The sequence below is a fragment of the Amycolatopsis nigrescens CSC17Ta-90 genome (assembly GCF_000384315.1).
Lineage (GTDB): Bacteria > Actinomycetota > Actinomycetes > Mycobacteriales > Pseudonocardiaceae > Amycolatopsis > Amycolatopsis nigrescens.
In genome coordinates, this window is the sequence record NZ_ARVW01000001.1 from 2,924,869 (window position 1) to 2,939,785 (window position 14,917).

General features: G+C 68.6%; 13 protein-coding genes. All 13 read right to left on the reverse strand.

The annotated features are described in order from the left end of the window. Positions 1–3: 3 nt before the first annotated feature. The gene (locus tag AMYNI_RS0113480; RefSeq protein ID WP_020668544.1) at positions 4–1,560 is read right to left on the reverse strand and encodes an NADH-quinone oxidoreductase subunit M; all 1,557 of its coding nucleotides are present in this window, start codon (positions 1,558–1,560) and stop codon (positions 4–6) included. A gap of 88 nt (positions 1,561–1,648) precedes the next feature. Next, positions 1,649–3,559: an NADH-quinone oxidoreductase subunit L gene (gene nuoL / locus AMYNI_RS0113485; protein ID WP_020668545.1), complete on the reverse strand. Its 1,911-nt coding sequence runs from the start codon at positions 3,557–3,559 to the stop codon at positions 1,649–1,651. Positions 3,560–3,569: 10 nt separating this feature from the next. Continuing rightward, on the reverse strand, positions 3,570–3,869 hold the full coding sequence (nuoK, locus tag AMYNI_RS0113490) for an NADH-quinone oxidoreductase subunit NuoK (protein ID WP_020668546.1): 300 nt from the start codon (positions 3,867–3,869) through the stop codon (positions 3,570–3,572). Next, positions 3,866–4,732 carry an NADH-quinone oxidoreductase subunit J gene (locus tag AMYNI_RS0113495; protein WP_026360412.1) on the reverse strand — a complete coding sequence of 289 codons (867 nt, stop codon included), beginning with the start codon at positions 4,730–4,732 and terminating at the stop codon, positions 3,866–3,868. The genes nuoK and AMYNI_RS0113495 overlap by 4 nt, the downstream gene beginning before the upstream one ends. Next, complete coding sequence (nuoI, locus tag AMYNI_RS0113500) at positions 4,732–5,298, reverse strand: NADH-quinone oxidoreductase subunit NuoI (RefSeq protein ID WP_026360413.1); 567 nt, start codon at positions 5,296–5,298, stop codon at positions 4,732–4,734. The genes AMYNI_RS0113495 and nuoI overlap by 1 nt, the downstream gene beginning before the upstream one ends. Before the next feature lie 77 nt (positions 5,299–5,375). Beyond that, on the reverse strand, positions 5,376–6,713 hold the full coding sequence (nuoH, locus tag AMYNI_RS0113505; RefSeq protein ID WP_026360414.1) for an NADH-quinone oxidoreductase subunit NuoH: 1,338 nt from the start codon (positions 6,711–6,713) through the stop codon (positions 5,376–5,378). Continuing rightward, positions 6,710–9,184, reverse strand: a complete 2,475-nt coding sequence (locus AMYNI_RS0113510; protein ID WP_020668550.1) for an NADH-quinone oxidoreductase subunit G — start codon at positions 9,182–9,184, stop codon at positions 6,710–6,712. The genes nuoH and AMYNI_RS0113510 overlap by 4 nt, the downstream gene beginning before the upstream one ends. Further along, positions 9,181–10,470, reverse strand: a complete 1,290-nt coding sequence (gene nuoF / locus AMYNI_RS0113515; protein ID WP_020668551.1) for an NADH-quinone oxidoreductase subunit NuoF — start codon at positions 10,468–10,470, stop codon at positions 9,181–9,183. The genes AMYNI_RS0113510 and nuoF overlap by 4 nt, the downstream gene beginning before the upstream one ends. Then, a complete protein-coding gene (nuoE, locus tag AMYNI_RS0113520) occupies positions 10,467–11,345 on the reverse strand; it encodes an NADH-quinone oxidoreductase subunit NuoE (RefSeq protein WP_026360415.1) in 879 nt (292 codons plus the stop codon). The genes nuoF and nuoE overlap by 4 nt, the downstream gene beginning before the upstream one ends. After that, complete coding sequence (locus AMYNI_RS0113525; RefSeq protein ID WP_020668553.1) at positions 11,342–12,730, reverse strand: NADH-quinone oxidoreductase subunit D; 1,389 nt, start codon at positions 12,728–12,730, stop codon at positions 11,342–11,344. The genes nuoE and AMYNI_RS0113525 overlap by 4 nt, the downstream gene beginning before the upstream one ends. Further along, positions 12,727–13,488: an NADH-quinone oxidoreductase subunit C gene (locus tag AMYNI_RS0113530; protein WP_026360416.1), complete on the reverse strand. Its 762-nt coding sequence runs from the start codon at positions 13,486–13,488 to the stop codon at positions 12,727–12,729. Before AMYNI_RS0113530 ends, AMYNI_RS0113525 begins: the two co-directional genes overlap by 4 nt. Before the next feature lie 5 nt (positions 13,489–13,493). Further along, complete coding sequence (locus AMYNI_RS0113535) at positions 13,494–14,042, reverse strand: NuoB/complex I 20 kDa subunit family protein (protein WP_020668555.1); 549 nt, start codon at positions 14,040–14,042, stop codon at positions 13,494–13,496. Between the two features lie 81 nt (positions 14,043–14,123). Next, positions 14,124–14,537 (reverse strand): NADH-quinone oxidoreductase subunit A, encoded by a 414-nt coding sequence (locus tag AMYNI_RS0113540; protein ID WP_051116497.1) that lies wholly within the window; start codon positions 14,535–14,537, stop codon positions 14,124–14,126. Positions 14,538–14,917: the final 380 nt, after the last annotated feature.

The following is a 14,917-nucleotide window of genomic DNA, read 5'->3' on the forward strand; positions in this document are numbered from 1 at the left end:
GGGTTACTTGCCTCCCTGTACAGCGACCGACTCCATGGTCGCCTGCACCGACGGGGTTACCGTGTCCAGCACCGGTTTCGGATAGAAGCCGAGCCCGATGATCAGCACCACCATCGGCGCGAGAATCGCGATCTCCTTGCCGGTCAGGTCGCGGATCGCCTTCTTCGCCCCGAGTTCCGGCGCGATCGCGGTCCCCGGACCACCGCCGACGCCGACCAGCGCGTCCCCGCGCACCGGGCCCTGCATGATCCGCTGGTACAGCCACAGCACGTAGGCCGCGGCGAGCACCATGCCGACCGTGGCCAGGATGCTGAACACCGGCTGGGTTTCGAACGAGCCCAGCAGCACCAGGAACTCGCTGATGAACGAGTTGGTGCCGGGCAGGGACAAAGTGGACAGTCCGGCGAGCAGCAGCATGCCGCCGAGCAACGGCGTCACCTTCGCCATCCCGCCGTAGTCCGAGATCCGGGTCGACCCGCCGCGCGCGACCACCATGCCGACCACCACGATCAGCATGCCGGTGGCCAGGCTGTGGTTGAGCATGTAGCTCACCGAACCGACCATCGCCTGCGGGGTGAACGCGAAGATGCCCAGCGCGATGAAGCCGAAGTGCGCGATCGAGACGTAGGCGATGAACCGCTTCATGTCCCGCTGGCCCGCGGCCAGTATCGAGCCGTACAGCACGCCGAGCACGGCCAGCACCAGCACCAGTGGTGCCAGCGTCTTGCTCGCCTCCGGGAACATCGGGATGCAGTAGCGCAGGAAGCCGAAGGTGCCGACCTTGTCCAGCACGCCGACCAGCAGCACCGCGACCCCGATCGGCGCCTGCCCGGCGGCGTCCGGCAGCCAGGTGTGGAACGGCACCAGTGGCGCCTTGATCGCGAAGGCAAGGAAGAAGCCGAGGAACAGCCAGATCTGGGTGCCGGTCGGCGCGTCCCGCACCACGGTGACCAGGGTGGCCCAGTCGAAGGTGCCCTTGCCCAGCTTGTCCGCGGCCAGCGAGTAGGCGCCGATCGCGGACGCCAGCATGATCAGGCCGCCGAGGAAGGAGTACAGGAAGAACTTGACCGCCGCGTACTGCCGGTTCGGGCCGCCGTAGGCACCGATCAGGAAGTACATCGGGATCAGCATGATCTCGAACAGCACGTAGAACAGGAACACGTCGGTGGCCGCGAAGACGCCGATGGTGAGCGCCTCCTGCACCAGGATCAGCGCCAGGAACCCACCCGCGTTGCGCCCCTCGGGCAGTTTGTCGAAGGTGCCGAGCCCGCCGATCACGATCGGCACCAGCAGCGCGATCACCGCGATCATCACCAGCGCGATGCCGTCCATGCCGAACGAGATGTGCACGCCGAAGGACGGGATCCAGTCCATCGTGGTGGCCTGCTGGAGGCGCGGACCGCTGGGCTGGTAACCGGCCCACAGCGGGATGATCAGCGCCAGCTCCAGCAGCGAGACCCCGAGCGCGGTCAGCGTGGCCAGCCGGTCGTTGTGCTTGAGACCGGCCACCACGGCCGCGCCGACCAGCGGCAACAGGATCAGGACGAGCAACCAGGTCATGAGTCCTCGCTAAGCGGTGTCGCGGCAGTCAACGAAACCCAGGCGCGCGCTGGGCAGGAAAAACGACACGCAGGTCGCGAAAACACGGTCATGCGAACCTCACCAGGAGAAGCGCTGCGACGATCAGGAACGTGCCGCCGAGCATGGACAGCGCGTAGGAGCGGACGAACCCGGTCTGCATCCGGCGCAACCGGCCGGAGCCGCCGCCGAAGGCCGCGGCCAGCCCGTTCACCGCGCCGTCCACGCCCCGGTTGTCCACGAACACCAGCGCGCGGGCGAGCCAGGTACCGGGCCTGGCCACCAGCGTCTCGTTCAGCGCGTTGCCGTACAGGTCCTTGCGGGCCGCCTTGACCACCGCGGAGACCCGCTCCGGGCGCTCGACCGGGGTGTCGCGCCGGCCCACCACCAGCCAGGCGACGAGCACACCGAGCGCGGACAACGCGACGGTCAGCCACGGGATCAGCGAGTGCGGCAGCACCCCGTGCTCGGACTCGGCCAGCTCACCGAGCGAGGGGGACAGCCAGCCGGCGAGCCGGTCGCCGAGGGCCAGGAACGCGCCCATGCCGACCGAACCGAACGCCAGGATGATCATCGGCACGGTCATCACCGGCGGCGACTCGTGCGGGTGGAAGTCCCTGCCGTCGGTGCTCTTGATCTCCTTCCAGCGTTCCTTGCCGAAGAAGGTCATCAGCATCAGCCTGGTCATGTAGAACGCGGTCAGCGCCGCGCCGAGCAGTGCCGCGCCGCCGAACACCCAGCCGTGCCAGCCCTCCTGCCCGAAGGCCGCCTCGATGATGGCGTCCTTGGAGAAGTAGCCGGACAGGAACGGGAAGCCGATCAGCGCCAGGTAGCCGAGTCCGAAGGTGACGAAGGTGATCGGCATCTTCTTGTACAGCCCGCCGAACTTGCGCATGTCGACCTCGTCGTTCATGCCGTGCATGACCGAACCGGCGCCGAGGAACAGGCCCGCCTTGAAGAAGCCGTGCGTGAGCAGGTGCATGATGCCCAGCGCGTAACCGAACGGCCCGAGCCCGACGGCCAGCATCATGTAGCCGATCTGGCTGACCGTGGAGTACGCCAGCACCTTCTTGATGTCGTCGTAGGCGCAGCCGATGATGCACCCGATCAGCAGGGTGAGCGCACCGATGATGGTGACCACCAGCCGGCCGCTCTCGGTCTCGTTGAACACCGGGTTCGCGCGGGCCACCAGATAGACGCCCGCGGTGACCATGGTCGCGGCGTGGATCAGCGCGGAGACCGGGGTCGGGCCCTCCATCGCGTCCGGCAGCCAGGCCTGCAACGGGAACTGGCCGGACTTGCCGCAGGCGCCGAGCAGGAGCAGCAGCGCGATCGCGGTGATCACACCGGGGGACAGCTCGCCGATCCCGGCGAACACCTCGGCGTAACCGGTGCTGCCGATGTACTTGTACATCAGGAAGATCGCGATCGCGAGGCCGACGTCGCCGACCCGGTTCATCAGGAACGCCTTCTTCGCCGCGGTGGCCGCGGACGGGCGGTCCTGGTACCAGCCGATCAGCAGGTAGGACGCCAGGCCGACACCCTCCCAGCCGAGGTACAGCGTCACGAAGCTGTTGCCAAGCACCAGGATCAGCATGGACGCGACGAACAGGTTCAGGTAGCCGAAAAAGCGCCGCCTGCCGTCGTCCTCGGCCATGTAGCCGATCGAGTAGAAATGGATCAGCATGCCGACACCGGTGATCAGCAGCACGAAGGTCACCGACAGCGGGTCGATCCGCAGTCCGAAGTCGACCTGCAGCGCGTCCACCGGGATCCAGGAGAACAGCTTGACGTCCGCCACCCGTTCCGCGGCGTCCTTGCCGGTGACGCTGAAGAACAGCACCAGTCCGTACACGAAGGACGCGGCGACGGTGGCGCAGCCGAGCAGGTGCCCCCATGCGTTCGTGCGTTTACCGCCGACCAGCAGGATGAGCGCGCCGAGGGCGGGAAAGGCCACCAACAGCCACGATGATGCGGTCACTCTCGCCCCTCTAGTACTTGAGCAGGTTCGTGTCGTCGACCGAAGCCGAGCGCCGGGTGCGGAAGATCGACATGATGATGGCCAGTCCGACCACGACCTCGGCGGCCGCGACCACCATCACGAAGAAGGCCATCACCTGTCCGTCCAGGCCACCGTTGATCCTGGCGAACGTGACCAGGGTCAGGTTCACCGCGTTGAGCATCAGCTCCACGCACATGAACACCACGATCGCGTTGCGCCGCACCAGCACGCCGACCGCGCCGATGGCGAACAGCACCGCGGACAGCAGCAGGTAGTAGGTCGGGGTCACTTGTCCTCACCCTCGCCTTCGGTGGCGGCGGACTCGGGTCCCACCAGCGCGTGCGCGTCCGGTTTCGGCTCCTCGCCGCGGACCTGCTTGCGCTCGGCGTCCAGCCGGACGGCCGCGGTGGACTCGATCAGCACGGACAGCGACTCCGGGGCCACCGAACCGTCCGGCAGCAGTGCGGGGGTGGCCACCGAGTTGGCGGTGGCGAACACCCCGGGTCCCGGCATCGGCGAAGGCCGCTGGTACTCGCCGCGGAACCTGGCGATCACCAGTTCCTTCTGGGACCGCTTGCCGCCCTTGGCATGCCGGTCGGTGAAGGCGAGCACCATGGCGCCGAGCGCGGCGGTGATCAGCAGCGCCGAAGTCAGCTCGAACGGGAACAGGTAGTCGGTGAAGATCAGCCGGCCGAGCCCGCCGGCGGCACCGCCCTGCGGGGTGAACGGGTCCAGCGGGGGCGCCGGGACCACGTCGGTCAGCGAGCGGGCCAGCGCACCGGCGATCAGCCCGGCGATGCCGATGCCCAGCAGCGCGGCCGCGAGCCGTTGCCCGCGCAGCACTTCGACCACCGAGTCCGAGGAGTCCCGTCCGGCCATCATCAGCACGAACAGGAACAGCATCATGATCGCGCCGGTGTAGACGATGATCTGGGTGAAACCGAGGAACGGCGCGTTCTGGATCATGTAGAGCACACCGAGCGAGAGCATGGTCAGCACCAACCACAGCGCGGAGTGCACCGCGTTGCGGGCGAAGATCATGCCCAGCGCTCCGGCCAGCGCGACCGGGCCGAGCACCCAGAACGCGATGGCTTCGCCGGTGGAGACCGTGCTTTCCAGCGAGGGCGCCTGTGCCAGGAACGTGGCGAGCATCATTGCATCAACTCTTCGTGCGAGGTCTCTACCGTGGTGCCCGCCGGAACGCCTTGCTGGCGCGCCAGTTCGGGGCCGTTGACGTAGTAGTCCTGCTCGTTCTCGCCGAGGCGCATCGGGTGCGGCGGCTGCTCCATCCCGGGCAGCAGCGGGGCGAGCAGGTCTTCCTTGGTGTAGATCAGCCGCTGCCGGTCGTCGTCGGCCAGCTCGTAGAAGTTGATCATCGTCAGGGACCTGGTCGGGCATGCCTCCACGCACAGGCCGCAGCCGATGCAGCGCAGGTAGTTGATCTGGTAGTCCGCGCCGTAGCGTTCACCGGGCGAGTAACGCGCCTCGTCGGTGTTGTCGCCGCCCTCGACGAAGATCGCGTCCGCCGGGCAGGCCCAGGCGCACAGCTCGCAGCCGACGCACTTCTCCAGCCCGTCCGGATGCCGGTTGAGCTGGTGCCGTCCGTGGTAGCGGGGCGCGGCCGGCGCACCGGCCTCCGGGTACTCCTCGGTGGCCACCTTCTTGAACATCGTGCCGAAGGTGACGCCGAAACCCTTGATGGGGTCAAACATTCCCATCGGACACCCCTTTCCCATGGCCCGACCGCAGTCGGAAACGGTCGCGAGTGGTCGCTTTACGTTGGGGGCTCACCACATCATTCATCCCCGGCCTCTGCTTTCCCTCCACCGACCGCAGCCGGCTCGGAGTGCTGCGAAGCGCGCGCCCGTACCTTGCGGCGGGCCTTCTTGCGGTCCGGCACCGACGGCACCCGGAGATCCAGCGGAGGAACCGGGTAGCCGCCGCCGGTGACCTCCACCGTGTCGTCCTCGGGCAGCCGTTTCTCCGGCACCAGCATCGCCACCGCGATCGCGATGACCACCACGATCGCCCCGCCGATCAGGATCTGCGTGGTGTTCAGGCCACCGCTGTTGCGCACCGCCCTGATCGCGGCGATGACCACGATCCAGACCAGGTTCAACGGGACCAGGATCTTCCAGCCCAGCCGCATGAACTGGTCGTAGCGGTACCGCGGCAGCGTGCCGCGCAGCCAGATGAACCCGAACAGCAGCAGGAACATCTTCAGGAAGAACCAGATCACCGGCCACCAGCCGCTGTTCAGCGCGCTGTCCTCGCCGACGAACGGGAACAGCCAGCCGCCGAGGAACAGGGTGGTCGCGAACGCCGAAACGATCACCATGTTGACGTACTCGGCGAGGAAGAACATCGCGAACTTCATCGAGCTGTACTCGGTGTGGAACCCGCCGACCAGCTCGGACTCGGCCTCTGGCAGGTCGAACGGCGCCCGGTTGGTCTCGCCGACCATGGAGATCAGGTAGATCACGAAACTCGGCAGCAGCAGGTAGAAGTACCAGCCGCTCTGCTGCGACAGCACGATGTCCCCGGTGGACATGGACCGCGCGTAGAGGATCACACCCACGATGGACAGGCCCATCGCGATCTCGTAGGAGATCACCTGCGCCGCCGAGCGGAGCCCGCCGAGCAGCGGGTACGGCGAGCCGGAAGACCAGCCAGCCAGCACGATCCCGTACACCCCGATCGAGGAGCAGGCCAGCACGACCAGCACGCCCACCGGCAGGTCCACCAGCTGCAGCACGGTCCGCTCGCCGAAGATGGAGACCTCGGGACCGAACGGGATCGCGGAGAGCCCGACCAGCGCCGGCACCGCGGAGAGCACCGGGGCCAGGAAGTACACCTTCCGGTCCGCGGTGTCCGGGATGATCTGCTCCTTGAACGGCAGCTTGATCGCGTCCGCGATGGACTGCAGGTAGCCACCGGGGCCGACCCGGTTCGGGCCGGGCCGGTTCTGCATCCGGCCGACGGCCTTGCGCTCCCAGACGATCAGGAAGATCGTCAGGATCGGGCCGATCAGCAGGATCACCACGGCCTTGATCAGGATCAGCCACCACGGGTCGTCCGCGAGCAGCTGCGCGCGCGTCAGCTCCTCAGGCGCTTGAGCCAATAAAGGACTCACTGCTCACCTCCGGTAAGCGACACGAGCGAACCGTGTCCCGCGCCCAGTGCCACGCGGATGTTCGACCCGGCGGAGTTCCCCGGCAGCCAGACCACCCCGTCCGGCAGGTCGGTGACCTCGACCGGCAGCGTGATCGCGCCGCGTTCGGTGGACACCGTCACCGAGCGGTGCCCGTTGGCCGTCTTCTCGGACAGCCTGGCCACCGCGGGCCGCGCGGTGCCGGCCAGGTGCGGCTCCTCGTCCTGCAGCGACCCGTCGTCCAGCAGCTGCCGCCAGGTGGCCAGCACCGCCTGCCCCTCGCCGGGGCTGGCGGCGGTGGCCACCTTCGCCGCGTTGAACGGGGACCGCCCGGTACCCGCGTTCAACAGCCTGGCCAGCTCGCCCGCCGCGGCCTGCGGGGACTGGGTGAACAGGTCGGTGTCCATCTCCACGGCCAGGGTGTCCAGCACCCGGCAGTCCGGCAGCGCGCCGGTGCCTTCCAGGGTGACGCCGAACTCGCGGCGCCGGCCCTCCCAGTTCAGGTAGCTGCCGGAGCGCTCCACCGCGGGCGCGATCGGCAGCACCACGTCGGCGAGCTCGGTGACCGCGCTCGACCGCAGTTCCAGGCTGACCACGAAACCGGTCCGCCGCAGGGCTTCCAGCGCGGCCGCCGGGTCCGGCAGGTCGTTCGGGTCCACCCCGCCGACGAGCAGCCCGTCCAGCGAACCGGCCGCCGCGGCGGCCACGATGCCGGCCGCGTCACGCCCCGGCTCGGTGGGCAGCGAAGCGCCCCAGACGGCTTCGACCTCGGCGCGGGCGGAGGCGTCGGCGACCGGGCGGCCGCCGGGCAGCAGCGTCGGCACCGCACCGGCCTCGAGCGCGCCGCGCTCGCCGGCACGGCGCGGAATCCAGGCGAGCCTGGCGCCGGTGCGCTCGGACAGCCGGTGCAGCGCGGAGAACAGGCCGGGCACCTCGGCCGCCCGCTCCCCGACCAGCACCAGCGCGCCGGCCGCGGAAAGCGACTCGTCCAGGTCCTTGGCGTGCTGCTCGATACCGTCCACCGCGGCCGCTTCACCGCCGGGCACGCAGGCCAGCAGCTCGCCGAAGGTCTTGCGCACCGACGGGGTCGTCCACTGTCCCAAGTGGACGACCTTGGCCTTCCTGTCCCGTGCCGCCTTGCGCAGCCGGAGGAAGACGATCGGTGCCTCCTCCTCCGGCTCGAAGGCCACGCACAGCACCGCGGGCGCGGCCTCGATCGCGGCGAAGGTGACGGCGGTATCGGGCGTGCCGCCCACCACCCGCGAGGCCAGGAAGTCCAGCTCCTCGGCCGAATGCGCCCTGGCCCGGAAGTCGATGTCGTTGGTGCGCAAGGCCAGACGGGCGAACTTCGAGTACGCGTATGCGTCCTCCACGGTCAGCCTGCCGCCCGGCAGCACCGCCGCGCCGCGGCCGTCGCGGGCCTTGGCCAGCCCGTCCGCGGCCACCCGCAGCGCCTGCGTCCAGGAGGTCTCCTCCAGCTCACCGGTCTCCGGGTTGCGCACCTGCGGACGGCGCAGCCGGTCCGCGGCCTGCGCGTACCGGAAGGCGAACCGGCCCTTGTCGCAGATCCACTCCTCGTTCACCGCCGGGTCGTCCCCGGCCAGCTTGCGGGTGACCTTGCCGCGCCGGAAGTCGGTGCGCTCGGCGCAGCCCGAGGAGCAGTGCTCGCACACGCTCGGCGAGGAGACCAGGTCGAACGGCCGCGAGCGGAACCGGTACGCGGCACTGGTCAGCGCGCCGACCGGGCAGATCTGGATGGTGTTGCCGGAGAAGTAGCTCTGGAACGGCTGGCCCGAAGTGGTACGGGAGGCCATGTCCAGCACGTCCGCGGTCTCGGCCGTGCCGATCTGCTGGTGCGCCCCGCGTTCGAGCAGCTCGATGAACGGGTCGCCGGCGATCTGCGCGGAGAACCGGGTGCAGCGCTGGCAGAGCACGCAGCGCTCGCGGTCCAGCAACACCTGCGACGAGATCGGCAGCGGCTTCGGGAAGGTGCGCTTCTCGTCCACGAAGCGGGAGTCCGCCCGGCCGTGCGCCAACGCCTGGTTCTGCAGCGGGCACTCGCCGCCCTTGTCGCAGATCGGGCAGTCCAGCGGATGGTTGATCAGCAGCAGCTCCATCACGCCCTGCTGCGCCTTGTCCGCCACCGGCGAGGTGAGCTGGGTCTTGACCACCATCCCGTCGGCCACCGTCATGGTGCAGGATGCCTGCGGCTTCGGCATCGGCCTGCCGCCCATCTCGACCTCGACCAGGCACTGGCGGCAGGCGCCGGCCGGGTCGAGCAGCGGGTGGTCGCAGAACCGCGGGATCACCGTGCCGAGCCGCTCCGCGGTGCGGATCAGCAGCTCGCCCTTCGGTGCGATGACCTCTTCGCCGTCGATGACCAGCTTGACGTGGCCTTCGGGGACCGGGGTCTCCGCGGTGGCCTCGGTGTTTTCACTGGGTGCGATCGTCATGCCTGCGCTCCCACCAGCTCGGGCTTGTTCTTGTTCTTCTCGCACAGCGCCAGGAACTCGTCCCGGAAGTACTTGATGCCGCTGGTGATCGGCGAGACCGCGCCGTCACCGAGCGCGCAGAACGAGCGGCCGAGGATGTTGTCGCAGACGTCGAGCAGGGTGTCGATGTCCTCTTCGGTGCCCTTGCCCTCGACCATCCGCTCCAGCACCTTGGCCAGCCAGTAGGTGCCTTCGCGGCACGGGGTGCACTTGCCGCAGGACTCGTGCTCGTAGAACTGGGTCCACTTCATCACCGCCCACGGCACGGAGACGGTCTCGTTGAACACCATCACCGCGGTGGTGCCGAGCATCGAACCGGCCTCGGCGGCGCCCTCGAAGTCCAGCGGGGTGTCCAGGTGTTCGGCGGTGAACATCGGCGTGGAAGAACCGCCGGGAGTCCAGAACTTCAGCGGGATGCCGTCCTTCATGCCACCGGCCATCTCCAGCAGCTCGCGCAGCGTGGTGCCGAGCGGGCATTCGTACTGCCCCGGCTTCTCCACGTGCCCGGAGATCGAGTAGATCTTCGGGCCCGGCGACTTCTCGCGGCCCATCTTGCGGAACCAGTCGGCCCCGCCGTTGACGATGAAGGGCGCGCTGGCGATGGTCTCCACGTTGTTCACCGTGGTCGGCGCGGCGTACAGCCCGGCCGCGGCCGGGAACGGCGGCTTGAGCCGCGGCTGGCCGCGGCGGCCCTCCAGCGAATCGAGCAGCGCGGTCTCTTCACCGCAGATGTAGGCCCCGGCGCCGGCGTGCACGGTGATGTCCAGGTCGAACCCGGAACCGACGATGTCCTCGCCGAGGTAACCGGCCTGGTACGCCTCGCGCACCGCCGCGTTCAGCCGCCTGATGCAGTGCAGCGCCTCGCCCCGCACGTAGATGAAGCAGTGGTGCGAGCGCATCGCGTAGGCGGCGATCACGCAGCCCTCGATCAGCGAGTGCGGGTCCGCCATCATCAGCGGGATGTCCTTGCAGGTACCCGGTTCGCCCTCGTCCGCGTTGATCACCAGGTAGTGCGGCTTGTCCTCGTTCTGCGGCATGAAGGACCACTTCACCCCGGCCGGGAAGCCGGCGCCGCCACGACCGCGCAGGCCGGAATCCTTGATCAGCTGGACGAGCTGCTCCGGCGTGCCGCGCAGCGCCTTGCGCAGCGCGGTGTAGCCCTCGAGCTGCTCGTAGGTGGCCAGCCGCCAGGAGTTCGGCGACAGCCAGCGCTTGGTGAGGACCGGCGTGATCGGGTCGGTGGTCACTTCTTCTCCCCCTCTGCGGACAGCGTCGGCAACGGCACGTCCCCGAGCACCGGGGCGGTCCAGCCGCGGTCCTGCGCGATCTGCGCGCCCCGCAGGGTTTCCACCGCCTGCGACGGCCCGTCGACCTCCGCGCGGTAGGTCTGCTCGTCCTCCGGGAAGAACCCGGCCAGCTGCAGTTCGGCGCCCTTGAAGTCGGTCAGCGGGGCACCGCGGGTCGGCGCCGGGCGCTCGCCGCGGCGAAGCGCGTCCACCAGCTCGACCGCCTTCTCCGGCGTCTGGTTGTCGTAGTACTCGTAGTTGACCTGGAGCACCGGGCCGAGGTCGCAGGCCGCCAGGCACTCGGCGTGCTCGATGGTGACCGAGCCGGGCTCGCCGGGGGTGCCGGCGGTCTCCTCGTGCCCCAGCGGCTTGCCGTCCTCACCGAGGTGCTGCTGCAGCTTCTGGTAGATCGCGTCCCCGCCCAGCGCCGCGCACAGCGTGTTGGTGCAGACGCTGACCAGGTGCTCCCCGCACGGCCGCCGCTTGTACATCGTGTAGAAGGTGGCGACCGCGCTGACCTCGGCGTCGGACAGCTCGAGCTGCCTGGCGCAGAAGGCGATCCCCTCCTGGCTGACGTAGCCCTGCACGGACTGCACCAGGTGCAGCATCGGCAGCAGCGCGGACCTCGACTGCGGGTACCGGACGATCAGGTTCCGCGCCTTGGCAACGATGTCGTCGCCGAACGGGTCCGCCGGCACGACGTCTTCCAGCAGGGCCGCGGCACCAGCCGGGGCGATCCCGATCACGTCGGTGTCACCACCGGCCGAAACGTGCGTCTGCGCGCTCGGGCGCGGTCCCGGCTCCGGCACCTGGGACATTCCGTCCGGAGAACTCATCGGTCCACTCCCCCCATCACCGGGTCGATCGACGCGATCGCCGCGATCACGTCGGCCACCAGGCCGCCCTCCGCCATCGCGGGCATCGACTGCAGGTTCACGAAACTGGGCTCCCGGAAGTGCACCCGCATCGGCCTGGTGCCGCCGTCGGAGACCAGGTGCGCGCCGAGCTCGCCGCGCGGCGACTCGATCGGGGTGTACACCTGGCCCGCCGGCACCTTGAAGCCCTCGGTGACCAGCTTGAAGTGGTGGATCAGGGACTCCATCGACTGGCCCATGATCTTGCGGACGTGCTCGAGCGAGTTGCCCATGCCGTCGCTGGACACCGACAGCTGCGCCGGCCAGGCGACCTTCTTGTCCTCGACCATCACCGGGCCCGGCTCACCGAGCATCTTCACCGCCTGCCGGATGATCCGCAGGCTCTGGTGCATCTCCTCGACCCGGATCAGGTACCGCGCCCAGCAGTCCGCGTCGGTGGAGGTCGGCACGTCGAACTCGAACTCGTCGTAGCGGGAGTACGGCTCGACCTTGCGCAGGTCCCACGGCAGCCCGGCCGAACGCAGCACCGGGCCGGTGACGCCGAGCGCGAGGCACGCGTCCACCGGCAGGTAACCGACGTTCTTCAGCCGGTTGCGCCAGATCGGCTGGCCGGTGAAAAGCTTGTCGTACAACGGAAGTCGCTTGTCCATCACCTTGACGAACTCGCTGATCTTCTCGACAGCGTCGTCCGGCAGGTCCTGGGCCAGCCCGCCGGGGCGGATGAACGCGTGGTTCATCCGCAGCCCGGTCAGGTGCTCGAGCAGGTGCAGGACCTCCTCGCGCTCCCGGAAACCGAGCGTCATCGCGGTGGTGGCGCCGAGCTCCATCCCGCCGGTGGCGATGTAGACCAGGTGCGAACCGATCCGGTTGATCTCCATCAGCAGCACGCGGATCAGCTCCGCGCGCGGCGGCACCTTGATCCCGAGCAGCTTCTCCACCGCGAGGCAGTAAGTCATCTCGTTGAACAGCGGGGCCAGGTAGTCCATCCGGGTCACGAAGGTGACGCCCTGGGTCCAGGTCCGGTACTCGCAGTTCTTCTCGATCCCGGTGTGCAGGTAGCCGATCACCGAGCGGAGCTGGGTGACGGTCTCGCCCTCCATCTCCAGCACCAGCCGGAGCACGCCGTGCGTGGACGGGTGCTGCGGGCCCATGTTGATGACCATGCGGTCGTCGTGGTCACCGTCGCTGAGCACGTCGTCCCAGTCGCCGCCGCTGACGTTGAAGATGCGGCCTTCGGTGGTTTCCCTGGCGTCGGCGTAAGTGTCGGCGGTGTCGGCACTCCTGGCGCCTTCGGCCGTGGTGTCGGTGCCGGTGCTCGCGTCGGCGATCCGGTCGCTAGTGGTCATGAGTAGGACCTCCGCTGATCCGGCGGCGGAATCTCCGCGCCCTTGTACTCCACCGGGATCCCGCCGAGCGGGTAGTCCTTGCGCTGGGGGAAGCCGTCCCAGTCGTCCGGCATCAGGATCCTGGTCAGCGCCGGGTGGCCGTCGTAGACGATGCCGAACATGTCGTAGGCCTCCCGCTCCTGCCAGTCGGCGGTCGGGTAGACCTCCACGATGGACGGCACGTGCGGGTCCTCGACGTCCATCGTGACCTCGAGCCGGATCCGCCGCCGGTAGGTCATCGACGTCAGGTGGTACACCGAGTGCAGCCGCTGCGGCACGTCCACGCCGTAGTCCACACCGGACACCGAGCTGCACAGCTCGAACCGGAGCCCGGCGTCATCGCGCAGCGTGCGGCAGACCTCGAGCAGGCGCTCGCGGGCGATGTAGAAGGTGATCTCGTCGCGGTCCACGGTCACCTGCAGCACGGTCTCCACCGGGATGCCGTTGTCCGACAGCGCCGCGAAGAACTCGTCCGCGAACTCGTCGAACCAGCCGCCGTAGGGCCGTTCCGCCGGGGGCGCGGTGTAGGCCGGCAGCCGGAGGCCGCCGTAGCCCGAGGTGTCGCCGGTGCCGGAGACACCGAACATGCCCTTGCGCTCCTTGCCGGCGACCACCGGTTCGGCCGGCGACGCGGGCCGGACGCCGGTGGGCTCCAGGCCGCCTTCGGCGCGTTCGGCGCTGGACTGCTCGCCGCCGGGCTCTGGTTTCTCGTCAGCCATGCCGCTCACTTCTTCGCGTACTTGATGGACGAGGCGATCAGCTCGGTGCGCTCGCCGCTGGCGGCCCTGATCGCCGCGCGGCGCGCGTTGATCGGCTCGTCCTGGATCTTGGCGTGCAGCTTGAGGATCGCGTCCAGCAGCATCTCGGGCCGCGGCGGGCAGCCGGGCAGGTACATGTCCACCGGCACGATGTGGTCGACGCCCTGCACCACGGCGTAGTTGTTGAACATGCCGCCGGAGGATGCGCAGACCCCCATCGCCAGCACCCAGCGCGGCTCGGCCATCTGGTCGTAGATCTGCCGCAGCACCGGGGCCATCTTCTGGGTGACGCGACCGGCCACGATCATCAGGTCCGCCTGGCGCGGGGTGGCGCTGAAGCGCTCCATGCCGAAGCGGGCGATGTCGTAGCGAGAGCCACCGGTGGTCATCATCTCGATCGCGCAGCAGGCCAGGCCGAAGGTGGCGGGCCAGAGCGAGTTCTTCCGCGCCCAGTTGACCAGCCCTTCCAGGCTGGCCAGCAGGATTCCGTTGGGCAGTTTCTCTTCGAGACCCATCTTTACGCCCCTAGTCCTGTGTCTTCTGCGGCGCGCGGCGCGGGGTTCCGCTGGGCATGGACACTCCCGTATTCCTCATCTTCAGTTCCAGTCAAGGCCGCCGCGCCGCCACACGTAGGCGTACGCGAAACCGACCGTCGCGATGAACAGCACGATCTCCACCAGGCCGAACATGCCCAGTGCGTCCGCCGAGACCGCGAACGGGTAGAGGAAGACCATCTCGATGTCGAACAGGATGAACAGCATCGCGGTGATGTAGTACGCGACCGGCATCCGGCCCGCGCCCACCACCGGCTGCGGCGACGGCTCGATACCGCACTCGTACGCCGAGAGCTTCGCCTTGTTGTACCGGCTCGGGCCCACCAGTGGGCCGAGCAGCACGGACCCGACCGCGAAAGCGGCGGCCAGTACGAAGAGCAGAACGAGCGGTAGATACATGCCGAGCCCCGGGTTCGGGGTTCCCTGTGCCACCTGCTGCGTGGTGGCTTCCAACATCAGCACGGGTTTCGCCGTCCTTTCCGCGCCGCTGCCTGAACGAAGTGATCCGTTGTAACTACCTCGGCGGCACCCTAAGGGACTCAAGTCACACGTCCGAGGGTTAGGGCACCCTTACTGGCTGTGCTCAGCCGCTCCCACCGACGGGCGAGCTTGTGAAATAGTTCACAAGCTCCTCGTCGACGTTGTGAAGCGGTTCACAAAGCATGGGGTCAGTGTAGGACGCGACTCACAACGTTGTCGCCACACCCCGTGGTATAAGGCGTTCTAAGGGTTGCCTAACTCGGCCGGCGGACATAAGACAGCCTTTACCGTGCACAAGCCGGAGACCAGCGCGAAAGCTGTCATGATCGGCGATCCGGACCGGACACGTTTGGCCC